The organism is Kitasatospora gansuensis (assembly GCF_014203705.1).
GTDB lineage: Bacteria > Actinomycetota > Actinomycetes > Streptomycetales > Streptomycetaceae > Kitasatospora > Kitasatospora gansuensis.
In genome coordinates this window covers 3,861,526-3,884,146 of the sequence record NZ_JACHJR010000001.1, presented here as the reverse complement: position 1 = coordinate 3,884,146, position 22,621 = coordinate 3,861,526, and the positions used below count along the sequence as shown (strand labels likewise).

Sequence of the window (22,621 nt, the reverse complement as noted above, 5' to 3'; positions counted from 1 at the left end):
AGGAGGGCACGCCCCATGAGCACGTTCACCAAGAACAACCGCAAGAACCCCGCTCTGCTGGACCGGCTGGACTGGAGTGCCGGGCACACGCCGCTGACCGGCACCGTCAACTCCGTCTCTGGCGCACTCGCCGCAGCCTCCCTCGGGCACTCGACCGGGATGCCCGCCGGATGGGCCCTGGCCGCCGGTGCCGCCGGTGCGATGGCCACCGCGTACGCCTCGGCCCGGCGCCGCCTGACCACCGCCACCCTCACGTTCCGCACCGCGTGCTGGCTGACCGCCGGCGGCTGGACCTCGTGGGCGATTGCGAACGGCGGGCCGTGGCACTGGCCGCAGGTCGGCACCCTCGCCGTCGCCGGGATCGCGGGCGGGTGCCTGGCGCCGGTGCTGGCCGGGCACGAGGAGATCGAGCAGGAAGCCCGCCGCCACCTGCTCCTGATCGGTGCCCGCCGGCAGATGGCCGCGGACTGGACCGACCGGATCCAGCGCGTCTGCAACGTCCAGGTGACCGTGCTCGGCATCGAGCACTGGCCGAGCGGCGCCGGATACACCCTCGAAGTGGAGCTGCCCGAGGGCGGCACCACCCGACGGGCCATCACCGACCGCTCCGAGGGCCTGGGCGCCGACCTCGACCTGCCCGAGGGCTGCGGCCTCCAGGTCATGCCCGGCATCTCACGGCGCCGGGTGCTGATCCTGGTCACCACCCAGTCCCTGGCGGGGATCGAGATCCCGTTCCCCGTCGCCGAGTTGAGCGAGCTGGCGACGGTGAACAACCCACTGCCGATCGCCGTGCTCTCGGACGGGGCGCGTGCGGAGTTGGACCTGCGGCAGGCGTCCACGATCGTCACCGGCCCCACTGGCTCCGGCAAGACGAACTGGCTGCACACCCTGATCGCCGAGCTCAATGGCACCAACGACACGCTGGTGTGGGTGATCGACCTGAACGCCGGGTCGATCGGCCTGCCGTGGCTGAACGCCTGGCACGACGCCCAGACCGGCCGCGACGGTGCCCGCTGGACGAAGGAGCAGGTGCCGGTGCCCGGGGTGGACTGGGTGGCCTCGACTCCGGGTGAGGCGAAGCGGATGCTGGCGGCCGCGGTGCGGATCGCCAAGCGCCGCAAGGTCGCCTACCAGGACGCGATGCGCGACGCGAACGACGACAAGCTGCCCGTCGGGCCGAGCGTCCCGGAGATCGTCATCATCATGGACGAGGGCGCCGAGGTCGCCGCCACCCGCGAGGCCCGCGCCGTTCTCGCCGGGGTCTCCGAGGTCATCCGCATTGCCCGCGCCATGGCCATTCGCGCCGTGGTGTCGGTCCTGCGGGTCACCTCGGACGTGATGCCCGATCCGCTGGTGCGCAAGATGGCCTCGAACCGGGTCGCCACCGGCGCCTACGAGGACTCCGAGCTGGGCCACCTCTTCGGCTGGCGCGCCCTCCGCGCGGAGGATTCGTTCTCCGGTCCGGGGTCGCTGCTGGTCGGTACCGAGGGCAAGCAGCCCGCCAAGGCGAGGCAGTGGCGCATCACCCCCGCCCAGATCGAGGAGATCAGCGCGGTCACCGCGCACCGCCGTCCGGCTCTGGACGGGCCGTCGCTCGAAGCCGCGGGCGAGGACTACACCGAGCGGTGGACTCTCCCGCGCTGCGGCCACCTCTGGAACACCGCCGAGACCGCCGAGCAGACCACGGTGGCCGCGAGCGGTGCGGCGGCGGGGCAGGCCGGGGCCGGGCCGCTACCCGCGCAGTGGAAGGCCACCGCCAACTGGGACCGGCCGGCCCCCGGTTCGGACGACGAGCTGGAGAGCATCTGGCTCCTGCCGCCGGCCGAGGAACCGTCGGCGGCGACGGCGACCGACTGGTCTGACCCGAGCACCTGGACCAGCGGCCGGGACGAACCTGCTTCGGTGGAAGAGCCCGGGGCGAAGGATGCCGCCCTCGCGCTCCTGCTCGCGGCCGGGCCCGACGGCACCGGCGCCTCCGCGATGGAGCGCGCGCTGAAGGACAGCTTCGGCACCCGCCGGCCGGTCATCCAGAACTGGCTGAAGGCATGGGCCGAGAGCGGCGACGTGGTGCGCGTCGGTGAGGGCAGCAAGGTCCGCTACGTCCACCGCCTGCACGCCGACGGCGCCTGAACCACCCCTCGCCTGTCACCTGTCACCCGGGCCGCTGGAACGGGCCTTCCGGCGGCACCGAAGCCTGAAACCCCCGCTGTGACCTGCGGATTACAGGTGACAGACAGGTGACAGGCGACAGGTGACAGACACCTCCGCATGACAGGCCGGATGACAGGCCACCGGCTCCGCCCGCAGCCCACCTGACCGGGCGGCACCCACCCACTCCATCCGCACCGAGGAAGGCACCGCCGTGATCGTTTCCGCTTCCCTGACCGTCGTCCTCACCGGCAGCGGCGTCCTGCTGATCCGTGGCCGCCGCGTCTCCCTGCCGACCGCGCTCGTGCTCTGGCTGTCCGGTTTCACCCTCGCCCAGACCGGCATCCAGGGCCCCATCAACTCCGCGATATCGGCCGTCGTCGGCCTCCTGCCCCTCAACTGACACCAGCCCGGAGGAGAGCACCGTGGACCCCAACCAGCCCTACCCCCTCTACGTCGCCCCGGTGCCCACCCCCACCGACGGCCACCAGTACTTCAGCACCCCCGCTGGTGCAGCGCCGCTGATTCCCTACCAGGGCGCTCCAGTCCAGTACCTGACGGCCCAGCAGTACGCGCCGCAGGTACTCCACCCGACCGCCGTCCACCCCCCGGCCCCGTACGCCGCCGGACCGGGCCGAGACCCGTGGCCCGCTCGGCTGCTCTGTGGCGGCATCGGAATCGGCGCCGCCGGCGTTGGAACCGCCTTCCTGCTCCAGGCCATCGCCGCCGCCACCACCGGCCTCGGTCTGCTCGCCGCCGTCCTCGCCCTCGGCTACCTGTTCAAGAACCAGAGCAGCAGCGGGAGTTCAGGCCGGGGAGCGGTCAACGTCCACATGAACGTCAACAACCGCAACCGCTGACCACGAGGAGCCTCCCGTGTACACCACTGACCACACCGTCTCCCAGCAGCTCGGGGCACGCACCCACCAGGCGGACGCCGCCGCCCACCACCACAACCCGATCACCGGCCACACCGCGTGGGTCCTGCTGGACGGCATCGGCGACCGCGAGCACGTCGCCGCCTGGACGCCCCGCACCGCGCTCGCCTTGGCGGGTACCGCCGCCGGTCTCGGGGACCCGCGTGCGGCGATCGAGCTGGCCCGTCCCGTCCTGCACGCCGAGCGCGCCCACCTCGATCACCCGAAGAAGTGGCCGGCGGACGCCGCCGTGATCATCGCCGTGCTCACCAACTCCAGTGACCTGCACATCGCCTGGGCCGGAGACTGCCGCGCCTACCTCGCCGAACGAGGCCGGGCCCACCTGCTGACCACCGACCACAACGAAGCCGCCCGACAGCGCCGGGCAGGGCAGCAGCCCGCACCGGACGCGCACGACCGCCTGACCTCCTCCCTGATGTTCCTCGGCGGCGAGATCGCCAGCACCAAGGTCCGGTTCGGCCCGCGCCGGGCAACCCGGCGCCTCCTGCTCGCCTCGGACGGCGCCTACCTCCCGCACGAGAACGCCGGCATCTTCCCCACCCCCGACGGGACCGGTTCCCTTACCCGCCGGGGCCGCTTCCTGGCCCCGGTGCTCACCGGCCCCCGGGAGTGGGTCGCGCAGCGGTTCGCTGAGCTGGCCGTCCGCAACACCCAGAACGCCGACAACGCCACCGCGCTGGTCATCGACCTGACCGGCTGACCGGGCGCGGGTCGTGGCTTCCCTGGACTGGCGCGACTCGTCCCATTTCGACGCCACTCGCAACCTGCCCTGCCGCTGGTGCGGCAGGGCCACCCCGCTCCGCGACGACCACCGGCGCCCCTCGCACAAGGTCTGCGCCGAAGCCCACACCGCAACAACTCCACGGGGAGACCAACATGTTGAACCGCTTCCTGAGCCACTTCCAACTCGCAGTCTGGCGCGGGGGGTGGGAGCGCGGCCGTCTCGGCCTCTACCGGCTGCCGAACCCGAACTGCTGGGACTGTGACGGTCACGGCGGCTGGTACGACGGCAACAACGAGACCGAGGAAGGCTGGTGGGAGCACTGCCCCTGCGCTCCCACTGAGCCTCTGCTCGCTCTCCCGCTGCCCCGCCGCCGTCAGCCGGTCGGCAGCGGCTACAGCCAGGAGCCGCCGTTCTGAACGGCACCGCGGTGCCGTTGGTCGCGCTGGCCCTCGACCTCGCCCGGACCGGGCTGCCGGTGATGCCGGTTCGGGAGGGCAAGGGCCCGGTCGGCAACTGCCGCACCTGTCACGGCAACGCGTGCGGCGGTCGGCCGAACATGCTGATCCCCGGGCCCTGCCGCTGCCCGCGACCGTGCCACGCCTGGGCCGCAGCCACCACCAACCCGAACATCCTCACCAGCGCCGCGTGGGCCAGGGCATGGCGGGACGCGGTGGCGGTGGCCTACCACCCGGGCGGGGCCGGGGTGACCGTCCTCGACCTCGACACGGCCGAAGCCGTCACCTGGGCCCGCGCCAACCTGCCCGCCACGGTCACGGTGGCCAGTACCCGGGGTGAGCACTGGATCTACCGGGGCACGATGCGCTCCTCCAACGGGGTCAGGGACGGTGTGGACATCAAGTCCCTGATGCAGTACGCCCGTTGGCTCGGCCACGGCACCGGCACCCTCACCGACCTGCCCGATGCCGTCCGCACGCTGGCGGAACGGGAAGACACCAACCCCTTTCCGGCGCGGCGGACGTTGGTGTCTTCCACTCCCGGCGGCGGATGGTCCCGCACCGCGACACCCGGGTGCCGCCACACCCAGCGGTTCATCCGCACCGGCCTCAACCAGGGCCTGGCCCGCATCCGCTCCCACCGCGAGCACGGCGCCGGCACCGCCGCCCACAGCGCCGCCCGGTTCCTCGCCGCCCAGCACCGCACCTGCCCCGGCCCCTGCCACCTGGACGACGCCGCGGCCGAACTGGTCGCCGCCGCCGAGTCCGTGGGCGTCCCCTACGCCTACGCGCTCCGCTCCGTCACCCGGGGCCTCGAACTCACCTACTGACGCCCAAGGGGCGGCCGTCTCTCGCCAAAGAACCCGGCCGCCCCTTGGGCTCCGCCCTATCGAACGGAGAACCAGCATGACCGATCCCACCCCGCCCACGCCGGAGAACGGCGCCGAACTGCTCGACGCGATCGAGGCCCACCACCGGCGCTTCAACGCCTTCCCGAGCGAACACGCCTACGTCGCCGTGGTCCTGTGGGACGCCCACACCCACCTGATCGACTGCTTCGGAACCACCCCGCGCCTGGCGTTCCTCTCCCCGGAACCGCAGAGCGGAAAAACCCGGGCCCTGGAGATCATCCAGACCCTCACGCCCCGGCCGCTGGTCACCAACGACATCAGCCCCAGCGCGCTGTTCCGCTCCGTCTCCAGCGACTCCGCCGGACGCCCCACGATCCTCTGGGACGAGGTCGACGCGATCTTCGGCCCCAAGGCAGCAGGGAACGAGGAACTGCGCGGTCTCATCAACTCCGGCTACCGCCGCACCGGCGGAGTCATCCGCAGCGTCCGCGAAGGCGACAACCACAAGATCGTGAAGTTCCCGGTCTACGCCGCCCTCGCCCTCGCCGGACTCGGCGGCCTCCCCGACACGATCATGAGCCGCTCCATCGTCATCCGGATGCGCCGCCGCGCACCCAACGAGACGGTCGAGTCCTTCCGCGAGCGCATCAACGAGCCCGAGGGCCACGTGCTGCGCGACCGACTCGCCGACTGGGCCGAGTCGGTGCGCGAACAGGTCGACGGAGCGTGGCCCGAGATGCCCGACGGCATCGCCGACCGGCCCGCCGACGTGTGGGAGCCCCTGCTCGCCGTCGCCGACGCGGCCGGCGGCGCCTGGCCCGCACGGGCGCGCGCCGCGTGCGTCCACCTGGTCAAGGCGGCCCAGGGCGACGACAGCAGCTCCATCGGCATCCGCCTGCTCACCGACCTGCGGACCATCTTCGGCACCGCCGAGCGGCTGCTCAGCACCGCACTCGTGGAACAGCTCAACGACCTGGACGACGCCCCCTGGGCCGACCTGGACGGCCGGCCGCTCACCACCCGTGCCCTCTCCCAGATGCTCGGCGAGTACGTCACCCCGGCTGGCAAGGCCATCAAGCCCCGCAACATCCGGACCGGCCCCAAGACCGTGCTCAAGGGCTACTACGCCGAAGACCTCGCCGACGCCTGGCTGCGGTACTGCCCGCCGCTCTCCGAGGAATCCGCTACACCCGCTACGTCCGCTACACCGCAGGTCAGGGCCCTCTTTTCTGTAGCGGCAGAGGTAGCCGTAGCGGCTACATCCCCGGCCCCCGCCACCGGCACCCCGGCGGAGTTCACCACCGTCGGCTGACCGACCCATCCGCTACCGCTACACCATCCGCTACAACCACACCCCGTCTGACCTGCCACGTAGCGGCGTAGCGGCTGTAGCGGATTCCCCAGAGTGAAGCCGACCAACCAGCCCGGCCGAGCAACACTCCAACCGACCTCCGCACCACGGAAGGAACCCGAGCATGACCACCGCCACGCCCGAAGCCCTCACCGTGCCCGAAGTCATGACCGCTCTCCGCCTCGGCCGCAGCGCGGTCTACGACCTGCTCCGTCTCGGTGCGCTGCCGAGCTTCCACATCGGCCGTGCCCGCCGGATCTCCAGCGAAGATCTCGCCACTTACATCCGCAACCAGCCCAGGAGCACCGACTAGTGACCAAGCGAAACCCGAACGGCGCCGGCAGCGTCAGCCGACGGAAGGACGGCAGCTACGAGGCCCGGGTCTACGTCACCACGACCGACGGCGAGCGCAAGCGGATCTCCCGGTACGGCAAGACCTACGACGAGGCAGCCGAGAAGCTGGCCAAGGCCAAGGAGCTGGAGGACAAGGGCGTCCCCACCCCGTCGAAGGCATGGAAGACGGACCAGTGGCTCGACTACTGGCTGGATCAGGTGATCAAGCCCAACCGAGGGTTCGGCACCTACGACAAGCACGAGACCATGGTGCGGCTCTACCTGAAGCCCGGCCTGGGAAAGGGCGCCCTGACCAAGCTGAACGTCCGGGGCGTCCGCGCGTTCTTCAACAAGCTGGAGCGGGATGAGGTCGGCGGCGCGACCCGCCAGGAGGTGATGAAGACCCTCCGGGCCGCACTGACCCAGGCCATGAAGGAGGAGCTACTGCTGCGGAACGTCGCCCGGCTGGTGGACATGCCCAAGGCGTCCCGCAAGGAGGTCATCCCCTGGACCGCCCAAGACGCGCTGACCTTCCTCCGCTCGGCCCGCCCCCACCGGCTCCACGCCGCGTTCGTCTTCGCTCTCGTGCTCGGCTTCCGGCGGGGTGAGCTGTTGGGCCTGCGCTGGATCGACGTGGACCTGTCCACCGGGACGATCCACCCGCGCAAGCAGGTGCGCCGGCGGACTGGGGTGGGGCTGGTCCACGTGGACCTGAAGACCGAGGCGTCCACGGGCGCCGTGCCGCTGCCTCGGTTCTGCCTGGAGGCGCTGGGGGAGCGGCGCGTACTGCAGCAGCGGGAGAAGGTCCGGGCCGGGATCGACTGGACCGACATGGACCTCATCTTCAGCACCGAGACCGGCGGAATGGTCGATCCTGACGGGTTCTCAGAGACCTTCGAGCGGCGCGTGCTGCGGTCCGGCGTCCGACGGGTTCCGCTCAAGGTGACGCGTCACACAGTGGGCAGTCTGCTCGCCCATCTCGGCGTCCACCCGAACGACGCGCAGAAGATCCTCCGCCATGCCCGCATCCAGACAACCCTGGAGATCTACACCCACGTGACGACTGCCACACAGCGGGCCGCCGCCGCGAAGCTGAGCGACACCCTCCGCCAGGGAATCAGCTCGGCGCCTGTTCTGCCGTCATCTCGCCGACCGCCGCAGGCGTTGGCGTAAAGCGTTGGCGTAGGGGCAAACAAAACGCCCCCGATGGATATCCATCGGGGGCGTTTCCGCAGGTGGGCCTAACAGGACTTGAACCTGTGGCCTCTTCCTTATCAGGGAAGCGCTCTAACCGTCTGAGCTATAGGCCCTTGCCGCACTGAAAGATTAGCGGACCGACGGCCGATCTCCCAAATCCGTATCGGCGGGGCCCAGCTCAGGGACTGCGGCGAGCCACTGGGAGCGGGTCGGGGGCAGCTTGCTGGCGCCCGTGGCGGTGGGGCGGACGGCGAGGATCTGGTTCACGCCGATCCGGTTCTGCTCGAAGGCCAGGGCGCAGGCCGCCATGTACAGGCGCCAGACCCGGGCCCGGCCCTGGCCGACCAGGCGGGTGGCCTCGGGCCAGTGGGCCTCCAGGTTGGCGACCCACTCGCGGAGGGTGAGGGCGTAGTGCTCGCGGAGCGATTCGAGGTCGCGGACCTCGAAGCCCGCCTCCTCCAGGGCGCCGACGGTGGAGCCGACCGGGGAGAGCTCGCCGTCGGGGAAGACGTAGTGGTTGATGAACGGGCTCGGGCTGTACGGGATGCCGGGCAGGTCGGGGCGGCGGGCGATCTGGTGGTTCAGCAGCCGGCCGCCGGGCGCGAGCAGCCCGTACAGGCCGCTCGCGTAGACCTGGTACTGGACGGCGCCGACGTGCTCGGCCATCCCGACGCTGGAGATGGCGTCGAACGGGCCGTCGGTGATCTCCCGGTAGTCCTGCAGGCGGACCTCGATCCGGTCACCGAGCCCGGCCTGCTCGACCCGCTGCCTGGCCAGCGCGACCTGCTCGGCCGAGATCGAGACACCGACCGCCCGGACGCCGTAGTGCTCGGCCGCGTGCAGCAGCAGCGAGCCCCAGCCGCAGCCGACGTCCAGCAGGCGCATGCCGGGCCGCAGGCCGAGCTTGCGGCAGATCAGGTCGAGCTTGGCCGCCTGGGCGTCCTCCAGGCTCTTGGCCGCGGGCTCCCAGTAGGCGCAGGAGTAGACCATCGAGGTGCCGAGCACCAGGCCGTAGAACTCGTTGCCGACGTCGTAGTGGTGGCTGATCGCGGCCCGGTCGCGGCCCCGGCTGTGCGCGCGGCCGCCGCCGAGCCTGGCCTCCTCCGGCGGGGGAGTGGGCCGCGGGCCGAGCGCCCCGGCCCGCAGGGCGAGGCCGAGCAGCCGGCGAGCGGCCGGGCCGACCACGTCCCGGGGGCCGAGCCGGAGCTGGAGGATCTCCGGCCGTTCGGCGAACTCGGCGGCCAGCGACAGGACTTCGTACAGGTCGGCGCCGGGCGCCAGGTCGAGGTCGCCGGAGACGTACGCCCTGGTCAGGCCCAGCTCGCCGGGCTGCCAGAGCAGGTGCCGCAGGGCCCGGCGGTTGCGCAACACCACCAAGGGGCCGTCGGACGGGCCGGCCTCGCTGCCGTCCCAGAGCCGGACCCGGAGCGGGATCCGGGCCCCGAGCACCTCCTCGACCGCACCGAGCAGTTGTGTTGCGAGCTGAGCCATGCCAAGCCTCCGACCGCCGAATCGCCTCTGCCGGCCCCCTCCTCCGCGGAACAGCCAACACAGCCCGGCCCGCCGCCTCTCCGACGGCACGCCGGGGCCGGACAGCTGTCACCCGAATGCAGCGGGCCCCCACCGCTCAAACAGCAGTGGGGGCCCGCAGATTCCGATCTCCGAACGGGAGAGCGAAGCTGGCTCAAAACAACCGACGGTACGTCAGTCCTCTTCCGCCAGGGTGAGCTCGATGCCGCCGGTGAAGCCGGCCGCGGTGTTGTAGATGAACGCGGAGAGGGTGGCCAGCGCCGTCATCAGCACCACGTCCACCACCGCGATCAGGACGGTGAACATCATCACCTTGCCGAAGCCGACGTAGTCCATCAGGTCGACCGCACCGGCGGACTCGTTGCCGGTCATCTCCTTCAGGGTGCTCGACAGCGAGTCGAAGACCCCGAGCGCGTCCAGGGTCATCCAGAGCACCGCGGTGGCCACGATGATGACCACGCCGACGGCCAGCGAGAGCAGGAAGCTGACCTTCATCACCGACCAGGGGTCGGCCTTGGTGACCCGCAGCCGGGCCTTGCGGACCCGGCCGACCGGCGCGGCGGGGCCGGGACGGCGCGCGGCGGCGGCCGCCGGGGCGGCCGGCCCGGGCGGGCCGGTCCTGGTGCCCCGGGGCGGCGTGGGCTGCCCCTTGGTGTACGTGGTCGGCTGCGAGAAGCCGGCCGGCTGCTGGGCGGGCGGCTGCTGGGCCGAGCCGTACCCGCCCGCACCGCCGGCCGCGACCGGCGGCATCAGCGAGGTCGAGGCGGCGGACTCACCCGCGACCGGGGGCGCCCCGGCCGGGCGCGGCGGCACCCCGGGCAGCCCACCGGTCGCGCCACCGGCTCCACCGTACGAACCGCCGCCCGGCAGTCCGCCCCCGGTACCGCCCGCAGCACCCGTGGCTCCACTCACCCTGGTCCTCCCGCAACTCACCCGGCAGGTCGGGTGGTCACCGCCCTGCTCGTTTCAACTGCTCCAGCGCCCGGCCGGATTGCCCGGTACTGGTCAGTGGCCGGTGCCCGTCCGCAAGGGTCGGGCACCGGCCACCAGAGCTCGCGATCAGGCCTGTTCGGCCACGTCGTCAGCCGTGGTCACACCGTCGGCGGCCACGGAGGTGTCGGGGGCTACGCCCTCGTCCTCCAGGACCTCCTCGTCGTCCGCCTCCGCGTTGCGGGCCATGCCCACCACCGCGTCGCGCTTTCCGAGGTTGATCAGTTGGACGCCCATCGTGTCACGTCCGGTTTCACGAACTCCGGAAACCCTGGTCCGGATGACGCCGCCCGAGAGGGTGATCGCCATGATCTCGTCGGTCTCCTCGACCACCAGCGCCCCGACCAGCGAACCCCGGCCCTCGACGATCTTCGCCGCCTTGGTGCCGAAACCGCCACGACCCTGGACACGGTACTCGTCCACCGAGGTCCGCTTCGCGTACCCACCGTCGGTGGCGGTGAAGACGAAGGTGCCGGGCCTGACCACGTTCATCGAGAGCAGCTCGTCGTCCTCGCGGAACGCCATGCCCTTCACCCCGGAGGTGGCCCGGCTCATCGGCCGGAGCGCCTCGTCGGTGGCGGTGAACCGGATCGACTGGGCCTTCTTCGACACCAGCAGCAGGTCGTCCTCGGCGGAGACCAGCTCGGCGCCGATCAGCTCGTCGTCCCGGCCGTCCTCGATCTCCCGGAGGTTGATCGCGATCAGACCGCCGGAGCGCGGCGAGTCGTAGTCCTTCAGCGGGGTCTTCTTCACCAGACCGCCCCGGGTGGCCAGCACCAGGTAGGGCTTGTCCTCGTAGGTGCGGACCGCCATCACCTGGGTGATGTGCTCCTCCGGCTGGAAGGCCAGCAGGTTGGCCACGTGCTGGCCGCGGGCGTCCCGGCCGGCGTCCGGCAGCTCGTAGCCCTTGGCCCGGTAGACCCGGCCCTTGTTGGTGAAGAACAGGATCCAGTTGTGCGTGGTGGTCACGAAGAAGTGGTCGACGAGGTCGTCCTGCTTCAGCTGCGCACCCCGGACGCCCTTGCCGCCGCGCTTCTGCGAGCGGTAGAGGTCCGAGCGGGTGCGCTTGACGTAGCCGCCCCGGGTGATCGTGACGACGATGTCCTCTTCGGCGATCAGGTCCTCGACCGACATGTCGCCGTCGAACGGGATCAGCGTGGAACGCCGCTCGTCGCCGTACTTCTCGACGATCGCGGTCAGCTCCTCGGAGATGATCTCGCGCTGGCGGGACGGCGAGGCCAGGATCGCGTTGTACTCGTTGATCTTGGCCTGCAGCTCGTCGTGCTCGCTCAGGATGCGCGCGCTCTCCAGCGCGGCCAGCCTGCGCAGCTGCATCTCGAGGATCGCGTTGGCCTGCAGCTCGTCGATGTCGAGCAGGCCCATCAGGCCGCTGCGGGCCGAGTCCGCGCTGTCCGAGGCCCGGATCAGCGCGATCACCGCGTCGATCTGGTCCAGCGCCTTGAGCAGGGCGCGCAGGATGTGCGCGCGCTCCTCGGCCTTGCGCAGCCGGAAGGTGGTCCGGCGAACGATGACCTCGACCTGGTGGTTGACCCAGTGCCGGATGAAGGCGTCCAGCGACAGCGTGCGCGGCACCCCGTCGACCAGGGCCAGCATGTTGGCGCCGAAGTTGGTCTGCAGGTCGGTGTGCTTGTAGAGGTTGTTCAGCACCACCTTGGCGACCGCGTCGCGCTTGAGCACGACCACCAGGCGCTGGCCCGTCCGGCTGGAGGACTCGTCCCGGACGTCGGCGATGCCGGCCACCCGGCCGTCCTTCACCAGGTCGGCGATCTTCAGCGCCAGGTTGTCCGGGTTCACCTGGTACGGCAGCTCGGTGATCACCAGGCACTGCCGGCCCTGGATCTCCTCGACCTCCACCACCGCGCGCATGGTGATCGAGCCGCGCCCGGTCCGGTACGCGTCCTCGATGCCGCGGCGGCCGACGATCAGCGCACCGGTCGGGAAGTCCGGCGCCTTGATCCGCTCGATCAGCGCCTCGAGCAGCTCCTCGTTGGAGGCCTCGGGGTTCTGCAGCGCCCAGAGCGCGCCGGAGGCGACCTCGCGCAGGTTGTGCGGCGGGATGTTGGTCGCCATGCCGACCGCGATGCCGGTGGCACCGTTGATCAGCAGGTTGGGGATGCGGGCCGGCAGGACGGTCGGCTCCTGCGAGCGGCCGTCGTAGTTGGCGGCGAAGTCGACGGTCTCCTCGTCGATGTCCCGCATCATCTCCATGGCGAGCGGCATCATCTTGCACTCGGTGTACCGCATCGCGGCGGCCGGGTCGTTGCCCGGGGAACCGAAGTTGCCGTTGCCGTCCACCAGCGGCATCCGCAGCGACCAGGGCTGCGCGAGCCGGACCACGGTGTCGTAGATCGAGGTGTCGCCGTGCGGGTGGTAGTTGCCCATCACGTCGCCGACCACGCGGGCGCACTTGTAGTAGCCCTTCTCGGGCCGGTAGCCACCGTCGTACATCGCGTACAGCACCCGGCGGTGCACCGGCTTGAGGCCGTCGCGCACCTCGGGCAGCGCCCGGCTGACGATCACGCTCATCGCGTAGTCGAGGTAGGAGCGCTGCATCTCGGTCTCGAGCTCGATCGGCTCGACCCGGGACACGAAGGTGTCGGTGGAGAGGGTGTCCGGCTGCTCGCCGTCAGGACGGTTTTCGTCGACCACTGCTGGTCAGTTTCCTTTCACGCGGACTGGAGTGTGCTGAGGGTGCGTCACACGTCCAGGAAGCGGACGTCCTTGGCGTTGCGCTGGATGAAGGACCGGCGGGCCTCGACGTCCTCGCCCATCAGGACCGAGAACAGGTCGTCGGCGCGGGCCGCGTCCTCCAGGGTGATCTGCTGGAGCAGCCGGTGCTCCTGGTCCATCGTGGTGATCCGGAGCTCCTCGGCGTTCATCTCGCCGAGACCCTTGAACCGCTGGATGGCGTCGTCCTTGGGCAGCCGGCGGCCGGCCGCCACACCCGCGGAGATGGTCGCGTCCCGCTCGCGGTCGGAGTAGACGTAGTCGAAGTCGTCCTTGCCCCACTTGATCTTGTACAGCGGCGGCATCGCCAGGTAGACGTACCCGCCCTCGACCAGCGGCCGCATGAAGCGGAACAGCAGGGTGAGCAGCAGGGTGCGGATGTGCTGCCCGTCGACGTCGGCGTCCGCCATCAGGACGATCTTGTGATAGCGGAGCTTGGACTCGTCGTAGTCCTCCTGGATGCCGCAGCCGAAGGCCGAGATCAGCGCCTGGACCTCGGTGTTCTGCAGCACCTTGTCGATCCGGGCCTTCTCGACGTTCAGGATCTTGCCGCGGATCGGCAGGATGGCCTGGATCCGCGGGTCGCGGCCCTGCTTGGCCGAGCCGCCGGCCGAGTCACCCTCGACGATGAAGATCTCGCACTCGGACGGGTCCTTGGACTGGCAGTCGCTCAGCTTGCCCGGCAGCGAGGCCGACTCCAGCAGGCCCTTACGGCGCGTCAGGTCGCGCGCCTTGCGGGCCGCGACCCGGGCGGTGGCCGCCTGGATCGACTTCCGGATGATGTCGGAGGCCTCGTTCGGGTTGCGGTCCAGCCAGTCGTTCAGCTGCTCGTGCACCACCCGCTGGACGAAGGTCTTGACCTCGGTGTTGCCCAGCTTGTCCTTGGTCTGGCCCTCGAACTGCGGCTCGCCGAGCTTGACCGAGATGATCGCGGTCAGACCCTCGCGGATGTCCTCGCCGGAGAGGTTGTCGTCCTTCTCCCGGAGCAGCTTCTTGTCCCGCGCGTAGCGGTTGACCAGGCCGGTCAGCGCGGCGCGGAAGCCCTCTTCGTGGGTACCGCCGCCGTGCGTGTGGATGGTGTTCGCGAAGGAGTAGACGCTCTCGGTGTAGGAGCTGTTCCACTGCATCGCGATCTCCACCGAGATCTTCTTCTCCTTGTCCTCCGCCTCGAAGTCGATCACCGAGGGGTGGATGACGTCGCCCTTGCGGGAGTTGAGGTGGGTGACGAAGTCGGCGATGCCACCGTCGTACTTGTAGGTGATCGAGAGCGGCTTGCCCTCGTCGTCCGCGTGCTCCGGGCGCTCGTCGGTCAGCGAGATGGACAGGCCCTTGTTGAGGAAGGCCATCTCCTGGAAGCGGCGGGAGAGCGTCTCGAAGGAGTAGACGGTGGTCTCGAAGATCTCCGGGTCGGCCCAGAACGTCACGGTCGTGCCGGTCCGGTCGGTGGCCTCGTGCTTGGCCAGCGGCGCGGTCGGTACGCCCGACTTGTACTCCTGCGTCCAGCGGGCGCCGTCGGTGAGGATGTCCACCGCAAGGCGGGTGGAGAGCGCGTTCACCACCGAGATGCCGACACCGTGCAGACCGCCGGAGACGGCGTAGCCGGCACCGCCGAACTTGCCACCCGCGTGCAGAACCGTCAGCACGACCTCGACGGCGGGCTTGTCCTGGCCCGGCATGATGCCGACCGGGATGCCGCGGCCGTTGTCGATGACCCGTACGCCACCGTCGGCGAGGATCGTCACGTCGATGGCGTCGGCGTGCCCCGCCAGCGCCTCGTCGACGGAGTTGTCCACGATCTCCTGCACCAGGTGGTGCAGTCCGCGCTCACCGGTCGAGCCGATGTACATGCCCGGGCGCTTGCGGACGGCGTCGAGGCCCTCCAGCACCTGGATCGCGCTGGCGTCGTACGCCCCACTAGCGTCGAGGGGCGCGGCCGCCTGGTCGGTGGGGTCTGGGGTCTGGCTGGAGTTGCCGGAATCGGCCACGAAGCGCCCTCTCTGGCACAGCGCGGGCCGCAGACCTGCCCATCGGACGGGCGAGCCTGCGACCACGGCGTTTCGACTCGGTTGCTACGAGCAACAGTGTTTGGCTCTCAGTCTACCGGTACGACTGACATAGATGGCCGTTTGGCAGCCTCAGAAGGCAGATGAGCCGCCCTGAATCCCCTCGGGACATGTCCCGATACTCGCCAGGGGGGCTGAGACCGCTCAAAAGGGCCGTCAGCGGTTCCGGAAGATCTGCTTCCCTTCGGCACCCGGGCTACCCCCAGGTGTCGCCCGGCCCCTTGCTCCCCGGCGCCCGCAGCCGGCCGTACCCGCGCTGCGGCGCGGCCGGCCCCAGCACCTTGATCACCTTGACCGTGCCGTGCCCCAGCTCGTGGTTCAGCCGGGCCACCAACTGACGTGCCAGCAGCCGAAGTTGGGTGGCCCACGCGGTCGAGTCGCACTGTACGGTGAGCACCGCCTCGGCCTCCGCGTACTCCTTCGGCACGCAGTGCGCCGCGATGTCGGGACCGACGATCTGCGGCCACCGGCCCATCACCCCGCCCACCGCGGCCGGCGCCTCCCAGCCCCGTTCGGTGATCAGCCGGTTCAGCGCCGCTCCCAGCGGGACCGGATCGCGGCCGTCCGCGCGCGCCCCACTGCGCAGCCCGTGCCGCTTCGCCTCACGCTTCTCGCGGACCTGCTCGCCCCGCTGCCTGGCCTGCTCCTTCGCCGCGCGCAGCGCGACCCGGGCCAGGTCCACGCCCGAGAGCTCCGGTGTCTCGCCCATGGCGGCACTCCTTTTCCCCAGGCTGTGGATGAAGTTTCCAGAGTACGGCTACGGGGTCAGCCGGGTCACTGTTCCGTCCGCCACTGCGAACCGGGCGCCGGCCAGCGCCTTCGGCACGTCCTCCGGGACGGCGGCGGTGACCAGGACCTGCTCGGCGTCGGCCACCAGTTCGGCCAGCCGGTCCCGCCGGCGGGCGTCCAGCTCGGCGAAGACGTCGTCCAGGATCAGCACCGGCTCCCCGCCGTCCGCCTTCAGCAGCTCGTACGAGGCCAGCCGGAGCGCCAGCGCGTACGACCAGGACTCGCCGTGGCTGGCGTACCCCTTGGCCGGCAGCGGGCCGAGCCGCAGGCCCAGCTCGTCGCGGTGCGGGCCGACCAGGGTCAGGCCGCGGGCCACCTCCTGCGGGCGGGCCTGCTGGAGCGCGTCGAGCAGCTGCTGCTCGGCCTCCTCCCGGCTGGTCGGCAGCGCGCCCTCGAAGGAGCTGCGGTACTCCAGCGCGGTCTCCCCGCCGCCGGGTGCCAGCTGCTGGTACGCCTGCGCCACCAGCGGCTGCAGGGCGGCCACCAGCTGGAGCCGAAAGGCCGTCAACTCGGCGCCGGAGCGGGCCAGATGACCGTCCCAGATCTCCAGGGTGGAGAGGTCGGCGCCCTTGCCGCCGCCGCCCCGGCGGGCCGCCGCGGCGGTCTTCAGCAGGGCGTTGCGCTGCTTCAGCACCCGCTCGTAGTCGGAGCGGACCCCGGCCAGCCGGGGCGCGCGGGCGGTCAGCAGCTCGTCCAGGAAGCGGCGGCGCTCACCCGGGTCGCCCTTCACCAGGGCCAGGTCCTCGGGGGCGAACAGCACGGTGCGGAGCAGGCCGAGCACGTCCCTGGGCCGGACGTTGTCGGAGCGGTTGATCCGGGCCCGGTTGGCCTTGCCCGCGGTGATCTCCAGCTCGACCAGGGTGGACCGGCCGTCCCGCAGGATGCTGGTGCGGATCACCGCCCGCTCGGCGCCGAGCCGGATCAGCGGGGCGTCGGTGGCCACCCGGTGACTGCCCAGGGTGGCGATGTAGCCGATCGCCTCGACCAGGTTGGTCTTGCCCTGGCCGTTCGGCCCCACGAAGGCCGTCACGCCGGGGTCGAGGGGCACCTCGACCCCGGCGTACGAACGGAAGTCGGCGAGCGACAGATGCGCGACATGCATGGGTGTGAACTGCGCTCGCCTTCTGGGGAGTCGGTCCTACTTGGACTCGACCGCGTGGCCGCCGAACTGGTTGCGGAGCGCGGCGATCATCTTCATCTGCGGGGAGTCGTCCTGCCGGGAGGCGAACCGGGCGAACAGCGAGGCGGTGATCGCGGGCAGCGGCACCGCGTGGTCGATCGCGGCCTCGACCGTCCAGCGGCCCTCGCCCGAGTCGGCGGCCCAGCCCTTGAGCTTGGCCAGGTGCTCGTCGTCGTCCAGCGCCCGGACGGCCAGGTCGAGCAGCCAGGAGCGGATCACGGTGCCCTCCTGCCAGCTGCGGAAGACCTCGCGCACGTCGGTGACCTCGGGGGCGGCCTCCAGCAGCTCCCAGCCCTCGGCGAACGCCTGCATCATGGCGTACTCGATGCCGTTGTGGACCATCTTGGCGAAGTGCCCGGCGCCGACCTTGCCCGCGTGCACCGCGCCGAAGTCGCCCTCGGGCTTGAGCGCGTCGAAGACCGGCTGCACCTTGGCGACGTCGGCGGCCTCGCCGCCGTACATCAGCGCGTAACCGTTCTCCAGGCCCCAGACGCCGCCGGAGACGCCGCAGTCGACGAAGCCGATGCCCTTGGTGGCCAGCGCCTCGGCGTGCTTGACGTCGTCCGTCCAGCGCGAGTTGCCGCCGTCGACGACCACGTCGCCGGGGGAGAGCAGCTCGGCCAGCTGGTCCACGGTGTCCTGGGTCGGGCCGCCGGCCGGGACCATCACCCAGACCACGCGCGGCGCCTCAAGCTTGCCGACGAGCTCCTCGAGGCTGTCCACGTCGGCGAGTTCCGGGTTGCGGTCGAAGCCGATGACGGTGTGCCCTGCGCGGCGGATGCGCTCGCGCATGTTGCCGCCCATCTTGCCGAGACCGATGAGGCCGAGCTCCATGACAAGTCCTTACCTGTGGTGACGTGCCTGACGGCGGCGCCGTTGCCGCACAGGCTGAGCCTACGCCGGGAACCAGCGCGGCCTCCTCCGACCGGGGCCGGTCGGGGGAGGCCGTCCACAGCCTGTGGAGAGGGTCAGCCGGAGAGGCGGACCGGCATGATCAGGTACTGGTACGCCTCGTCCGCCTCGGCGTCCACCGCCGGACGGCCGCTGAGCAGCGCCGGCTTGGTGGAGGTGGTGAAGCTCAGCTGGGCGTACGCGGAGTCGATGGCCTTCAGGCCCTCCTCCAGGTAGCCCGGGTTGAAGGCGATCGAGATGTCGTCGCCCTCGAGGTCGGCCTCGACCCGCTCGGTGGCCTGGGCGTCGTCGCCCGAGCCCGCCTCCAGGGTGAGCACGCCCTGCTCGAAGCTCAGCCGGACCGGCGTGTTCCGCTCGGCCACCAGCGAGACGCGCTTGAGCGCCTCCAGGAACGGCTGGGTCTGGATCGCGGCCACCGCGCTGAACTCGGTCGGGAACAGGCTGCGGAACTTCGGGAACTCACCCTCCAGCAGACGGGTGGTGGTCCGCCGGCCGGCGCCCTCGAAGCCGATCAGGCCCTCACCGGCACCGCCCGAGGCGAGCGCGATGGAGACCGTGTCGCCGCTGCCGAGCGACTTGGCGATGTCCTGCAGGGTCTTGGCGGGCACCAGGGCGACCGCCGAGATGTCGGCCTGCTCCGGCTTCCACATCAGCTCGCGGACCGCGAAGCGGTAGCGGTCGGTGGCGGCCAGGGTGATCTTGTCGCCCTCGATCTCCACCCGGACACCGGTCAGCACCGGCAGGGTGTCGTCGCGGCCGGCCGCGACGGCGGCCTGGCTGACGGCCGAGGCGAAGACCTCGCCGGAGACCGTGCCGGTCGCGGTGGGCATCTGCGGCAGCGACGGGTACTCGTCCACAGGAAGCGTGGGGAGTGTGAATCGCGAGGAGCCGCAGACCACGCTGACCCGCATGCCGTCGGTGGAGATCTCCACCGGCCGGTTCGGCAGGTTGCGGGAGATGTCGTTCAGCAGCCGGCCGGAGACCAGCACCGTGCCCGCCTCCTCGACCTCCGCCGCCAGCTCGACCCGGGCCGAGACCTCGTAGTCGAAGCCGGAGAGGGCCAGGCTGCCGTCCTGCGCCGTCAGCAGCAGGCCGGCCAGCACCGGCACCGGCGGCCGCGCCGGGAGGCTGCGGGCAGCCCAGGCCACCGCCTCCGCGAGGACGTCACGCTCCACCCGGAACTTCACCGGTAACCGCCTCCTGGGTCCTGCTGTTGTCAGCGTCTTGATCGTCTGGCCGGACCGGACCCACTGGGCTGAGCCCCTCGGCTCCGGTTGCCGGAGAACAGTCTCTCCTACTCCACCGACAGACGGGGCACACGGGCGGAAGCCAACCGAACAGATGTCGCGATCCGGTTGTCCACAGATTTCGGCCCACCCCACGATTAAGCATGTTCAGGGGTCTATAGGTGTAGTGGTAGTAGTAGGGCCTGTGGATACCGTGGATAACCCCGTTTCCGCAGGTCAGACCCGGTTTTTTGTCCACAGCGCCTGTGGACCCGGAGTGTGGACAACCAGGCCCTGCTGTGGACGACCAAGCGTTACCCACAGGGCACTCTCAGTATCCACAGGTTATCCCCAGGGCCGTCCCCAGATCATGGACCGGTTATCCACGGGGCCCGGTCAACATCACGTGACGGCTTTCACACCGGCTGGTGAACAGGCCGCCAATGTTGTCGAACTGTGGACGCCGCTGTGGAGAACCTGGGGATAACCGCCCTGGTCCTGGGGACAAGCGGTGGACAACCCATTCGGCCCACTGGCGGTCCGTCAACTGTCCACATCCTGTGGATAACTGTTGTGCACAAGTACACAGGGGTCTGACCTGCGTCGAAGAGCGTAGCGGCGCCCGGCCTGTGGAGGAATTCTGGATAACTTCGAGCTCCCCAGGCTGTGGACGGGGAAAAACCACCCGATCCTGTGGATTGCGGCCCTGCGGCTCTGACCTGTTCGAATAGCTGGTCAGTTGTTCGGTGTGGCAGTCGGCCTGGCGGAGCGTCAGTCGGTGGATTACTGCCCGGCCCGCCGTCGCTCCACACCTGATTTCGCCGCCGAGGCCCCGTACGGACGCCTGACAGTGGGTACGCGAAAGGGGAGCCGGCGCCGCCGACTCCCCTTCAAACACCCGGTACCGCCCCGGGATCAGCTCTTGATGCGGTTGGTGAGCTCGGTGACCTGGTTGTAGATCGAGCGCCGCTCGGCCATCAGCGAGCGGATCTTCCGGTCGGCGTGCATCACGGTGGTGTGGTCCCGGCCGCCGAACTGGGCGCCGATCTTCGGCAGCGAGAGGTCGGTGAGCTCCCGGCAGAGGTACATCGCGATCTGGCGGGCCGTCACCAGCACCCGGCTGCGCGAGGAGCCGCAGAGGTCCTCCACCCCCAGACCGAAGTACGCGGCGGTCTGCTGCATGATCACCTGCGCGGTGATCTCGGGCCCCGCGTCCTCGTCGCCACCCGGGATGAGGTCCTTCAGGACGATCCCGGCCAGCTCCAGGTCGACCGGCGCCCGGTTCAGGTTGGCGAACGCGGTGACCCGGATCAGGGCGCCCTCCAGCTCCCGGATGTTCCGGGTGATCCGGGATGCGATGAACTCCAACACGTCGGCGGGAGCGTTCAGTTGCTCCTGGATCGCCTTCTTCCGCAGGATCGCGATCCGGGTCTCCAGCTCCGGCGGGGTGACGTCGGTGATCAGCCCCCACTCGAAGCGGTTGCGGAGCCGGTCCTCCAGCGTGATCAGCTGCTTGGGCGGCCGGTCCGAGGAGAGCACGATCTGCTTGTTGGCGTTGTGCAGGGTGTTGAAGGTGTGGAAGAACTCCTCCTGGGTCGACTCCTTGGACGCCAGGAACTGCACGTCGTCGACCAGCAGGATGTCCATGTCCCGGTACCGCTTGCGGAAGGCGTCCGCCTTCCCGTCCCGGATCGAGTTGATGAACTCGTTGGTGAACTCCTCGGAGCTCACGTACCGGACCCGGGTGCCCGGGAACAGGCTGCGCGAGTAGTGCCCGATCGCGTGCAGCAGGTGGGTCTTGCCCAGACCGGACTCGCCGTAGATGAAGAGCGGGTTGTACGCCTTGGCCGGCGCCTCGGCCACCGCCACCGCGGCGGCGTGCGCGAAGCGGTTGGAGGCGCCGATCACGAAGGTGTCGAACAGGTACTTGGGGTTCAGCCGGGCGGCCGGCTCGTCCTTGCGCGAGCTGCCGCCGGCCGGCGGTGCGCCGGGCGGCGCGGGCACCCCGGGGCTGGGCGTGCGGTCCGGCATGCCACCGGGCCGCTGCGGGCCCGACTGCGGTCGGACGTCCGGGAGTTGGGAGCTCTGCTCGGGCTGCCCGAGCGGCGGACGGGGCGGCGTCCGGCGGGCCGGCGCACCCTGCGCCGGGGCGCTGTAGGCGCCACCGAACAGGTCGTCCTGCCCGGTCTCCCGGCCCGGGTAGCCGGATTCCCAGCCGCGGTGCTCGGGCGGGTTCTCGGCGGCCGACCAGGACGGCTGCTGCTCGCCGCCGCCGTACGGCGCGGGGCGCTGCTGGTAGCCCGCGGTGTCGTACCGGCCGCGCTCGTAGCCCTGCTCGGACGGCGCCTCGTACGGCCGGGAGTACTCCTCCGGGGCCTGGTAGCCGTCCTGGTTCTGCGACGGCCAACGGCCGGTCTCCGGCTGCCGGTTGTCGTACCCGGCGGGCTCCTCCCGGTACTGCTGACGGGGCGGCCACTCCTCGCCCTGGGTCTGCTCGGCGGGCTGCTCGGCCGCGGCCTGCGGCGCGGGCGGCGGCGGCACGGCGTTGGCGTCCACCATCACGGCGATCCGGACCGGCCGGCCGAACCCCCGGCTCAGCTCCTCGGTCAGCGGCGGCAGCAGCCGGCCCTCCAGCACCTGCTTGGCCCGCTCGTTCGGGGCCGCCAGCAGGGCGGTGTCGTGCATCATCCACATCGGCTGGGTGCGCCGCAGCCACATCTTGTCGCTGTCCCCGACGTCCGGGTCGTTGACCAGCCGCTCGACGACCCTCGCCCAGACCGCGACGAGATCGCTGTTGACATCAGCCACTGGTGCACGCTTTCTCGTTCCCCGGAGCGGGGGTCTCAAAGGACTCGGGTACCGGTCCGATCCAGACGAACAAACCCGACAAGTCCTGCAACGGTAGTCAGCCGACTGGACTGATTCAAGTTGTTGTCCACAGGCTGTGGGCAGGGCGGTCGGGTGACCGGGTCCGGGCGGGTGCCGTCGGTGTCGGCCTTGCGGCGCCTGGCCTCTATCATGATCGGACAGCCGCCGTGGGTGATCCGGCGGACCGGTGACGAACACCCGGTTTGACCCCCCGCACCCGTCCCGCGTACCGTGACCAGGTCGAGTTGTCGATGGCCGCTGCCGCATGTCCGCGGGTCCGCCCGCATCCATAAGGCGCGCAGCACGGGCGCCGTGGAT

Annotated in this window: 18 protein-coding genes and 1 tRNA gene; 9 read left to right on the top strand and 10 right to left on the bottom strand. The window is 70.7% G+C overall.

Annotated elements, in window-relative coordinates:
• Positions 1 to 15 precede the first annotated feature (15 nt).
• From F4556_RS17055 to F4556_RS39465, 9 genes are all read left to right on the top strand, one after another.
• The gene (locus F4556_RS17055; protein WP_184916498.1) at positions 16 to 2,130 is read left to right on the top strand and encodes a P-loop NTPase family protein; all 2,115 of its coding nucleotides are present in this window, start codon (positions 16 to 18) and stop codon (positions 2,128 to 2,130) included.
• 232 nt (positions 2,131 to 2,362) lie between these two features.
• Entirely contained in the window at positions 2,363 to 2,551 is a 189-nt protein-coding gene (locus F4556_RS17050) for a hypothetical protein (RefSeq protein ID WP_184916495.1), read from the top strand.
• 22 nt (positions 2,552 to 2,573) lie between these two features.
• A complete protein-coding gene (locus tag F4556_RS17045; RefSeq protein WP_184916492.1) occupies positions 2,574 to 3,008 on the top strand; it encodes a hypothetical protein in 435 nt (144 codons plus the stop codon).
• 16 nt (positions 3,009 to 3,024) lie between these two features.
• The gene (locus F4556_RS17040; RefSeq protein WP_184916489.1) at positions 3,025 to 3,786 is read left to right on the top strand and encodes a PP2C family serine/threonine-protein phosphatase; all 762 of its coding nucleotides are present in this window, start codon (positions 3,025 to 3,027) and stop codon (positions 3,784 to 3,786) included.
• Positions 3,787 to 3,962: 176 nt separating this feature from the next.
• Positions 3,963 to 4,226, top strand: a complete 264-nt coding sequence (locus F4556_RS17035) for a hypothetical protein (RefSeq protein WP_184916486.1) — start codon at positions 3,963 to 3,965, stop codon at positions 4,224 to 4,226.
• A 62-nt stretch (positions 4,227 to 4,288) separates the two neighbouring features.
• Positions 4,289 to 5,095, top strand: coding sequence for a bifunctional DNA primase/polymerase (locus F4556_RS17030; protein WP_246511594.1), 807 nt, complete (start codon positions 4,289 to 4,291; stop codon positions 5,093 to 5,095).
• A gap of 76 nt (positions 5,096 to 5,171) precedes the next feature.
• Entirely contained in the window at positions 5,172 to 6,428 is a 1,257-nt protein-coding gene (locus F4556_RS17025) for a DUF3631 domain-containing protein (RefSeq protein ID WP_184916484.1), read from the top strand.
• A gap of 163 nt (positions 6,429 to 6,591) precedes the next feature.
• Entirely contained in the window at positions 6,592 to 6,780 is a 189-nt protein-coding gene (locus F4556_RS17020; protein ID WP_184916481.1) for a helix-turn-helix domain-containing protein, read from the top strand.
• Positions 6,780 to 7,973, top strand: coding sequence for a site-specific integrase (locus F4556_RS39465; RefSeq protein ID WP_184916479.1), 1,194 nt, complete (start codon positions 6,780 to 6,782; stop codon positions 7,971 to 7,973). The genes F4556_RS17020 and F4556_RS39465 overlap by 1 nt, the downstream gene beginning before the upstream one ends.
• A 63-nt stretch (positions 7,974 to 8,036) precedes the next feature.
• Here F4556_RS39465 and F4556_RS17010 read toward each other — a convergent pair.
• From F4556_RS17010 to dnaA, 10 genes are all read right to left on the bottom strand, one after another.
• Positions 8,037 to 8,110, bottom strand: a tRNA-Ile gene (locus F4556_RS17010).
• Between the two features lie 16 nt (positions 8,111 to 8,126).
• Entirely contained in the window at positions 8,127 to 9,488 is a 1,362-nt protein-coding gene (locus F4556_RS17005; protein WP_184916476.1) for a class I SAM-dependent methyltransferase, read from the bottom strand.
• Positions 9,489 to 9,701: 213 nt separating this feature from the next.
• Entirely contained in the window at positions 9,702 to 10,439 is a 738-nt protein-coding gene (locus F4556_RS17000; protein WP_313068335.1) for a DUF3566 domain-containing protein, read from the bottom strand.
• 147 nt (positions 10,440 to 10,586) lie between these two features.
• Positions 10,587 to 13,187 carry a DNA gyrase subunit A gene (gene gyrA / locus F4556_RS16995; RefSeq protein WP_376775711.1) on the bottom strand — a complete coding sequence of 867 codons (2,601 nt, stop codon included), beginning with the start codon at positions 13,185 to 13,187 and terminating at the stop codon, positions 10,587 to 10,589.
• A 47-nt stretch (positions 13,188 to 13,234) separates the two neighbouring features.
• Positions 13,235 to 15,250 carry a DNA topoisomerase (ATP-hydrolyzing) subunit B gene (gene gyrB, locus F4556_RS16990; protein ID WP_313068334.1) on the bottom strand — a complete coding sequence of 672 codons (2,016 nt, stop codon included), beginning with the start codon at positions 15,248 to 15,250 and terminating at the stop codon, positions 13,235 to 13,237.
• Between the two features lie 274 nt (positions 15,251 to 15,524).
• A complete protein-coding gene (locus tag F4556_RS16985; protein ID WP_184916473.1) occupies positions 15,525 to 16,037 on the bottom strand; it encodes a DciA family protein in 513 nt (170 codons plus the stop codon).
• A gap of 48 nt (positions 16,038 to 16,085) precedes the next feature.
• The gene (recF, locus tag F4556_RS16980) at positions 16,086 to 17,219 is read right to left on the bottom strand and encodes a DNA replication/repair protein RecF (RefSeq protein ID WP_184916469.1); all 1,134 of its coding nucleotides are present in this window, start codon (positions 17,217 to 17,219) and stop codon (positions 16,086 to 16,088) included.
• A gap of 36 nt (positions 17,220 to 17,255) precedes the next feature.
• Positions 17,256 to 18,131: a phosphogluconate dehydrogenase (NAD(+)-dependent, decarboxylating) gene (gene gnd, locus F4556_RS16975; protein WP_184916466.1), complete on the bottom strand. Its 876-nt coding sequence runs from the start codon at positions 18,129 to 18,131 to the stop codon at positions 17,256 to 17,258.
• A gap of 134 nt (positions 18,132 to 18,265) precedes the next feature.
• The gene (dnaN, locus tag F4556_RS16970; protein WP_184916463.1) at positions 18,266 to 19,396 is read right to left on the bottom strand and encodes a DNA polymerase III subunit beta; all 1,131 of its coding nucleotides are present in this window, start codon (positions 19,394 to 19,396) and stop codon (positions 18,266 to 18,268) included.
• A gap of 954 nt (positions 19,397 to 20,350) precedes the next feature.
• Complete coding sequence (gene dnaA, locus F4556_RS16965) at positions 20,351 to 22,243, bottom strand: chromosomal replication initiator protein DnaA (protein ID WP_184916460.1); 1,893 nt, start codon at positions 22,241 to 22,243, stop codon at positions 20,351 to 20,353.
• Between the last annotated feature and the right edge of the window lie 378 nt (positions 22,244 to 22,621).

Excerpts from the sequence above, each read along its gene's own strand:
- F4556_RS17055 (WP_184916498.1), top strand. The coding sequence starts at position 16 with ATGAGCACGTTCACCAAGAACAACCGCAAGAACCCCGCTCTGCTGGAC.
- F4556_RS17035 (WP_184916486.1), top strand. The coding sequence starts at position 3,963 with ATGTTGAACCGCTTCCTGAGCCACTTCCAACTCGCAGTCTGGCGCGGG.
- F4556_RS17030 (WP_246511594.1), top strand. The coding sequence starts at position 4,289 with ATGCCGGTTCGGGAGGGCAAGGGCCCGGTCGGCAACTGCCGCACCTGT.
- F4556_RS17025 (WP_184916484.1), top strand. The coding sequence starts at position 5,172 with ATGACCGATCCCACCCCGCCCACGCCGGAGAACGGCGCCGAACTGCTC.
- F4556_RS17020 (WP_184916481.1), top strand. The coding sequence starts at position 6,592 with ATGACCACCGCCACGCCCGAAGCCCTCACCGTGCCCGAAGTCATGACC.
- F4556_RS17005 (WP_184916476.1), bottom strand. The coding sequence starts at position 9,488 with ATGGCTCAGCTCGCAACACAACTGCTCGGTGCGGTCGAGGAGGTGCTC.
- F4556_RS16985 (WP_184916473.1), bottom strand. The coding sequence starts at position 16,037 with ATGGGCGAGACACCGGAGCTCTCGGGCGTGGACCTGGCCCGGGTCGCG.
- recF (WP_184916469.1), bottom strand. The coding sequence starts at position 17,219 with ATGCATGTCGCGCATCTGTCGCTCGCCGACTTCCGTTCGTACGCCGGG.
- gnd (WP_184916466.1), bottom strand. The coding sequence starts at position 18,131 with ATGGAGCTCGGCCTCATCGGTCTCGGCAAGATGGGCGGCAACATGCGC.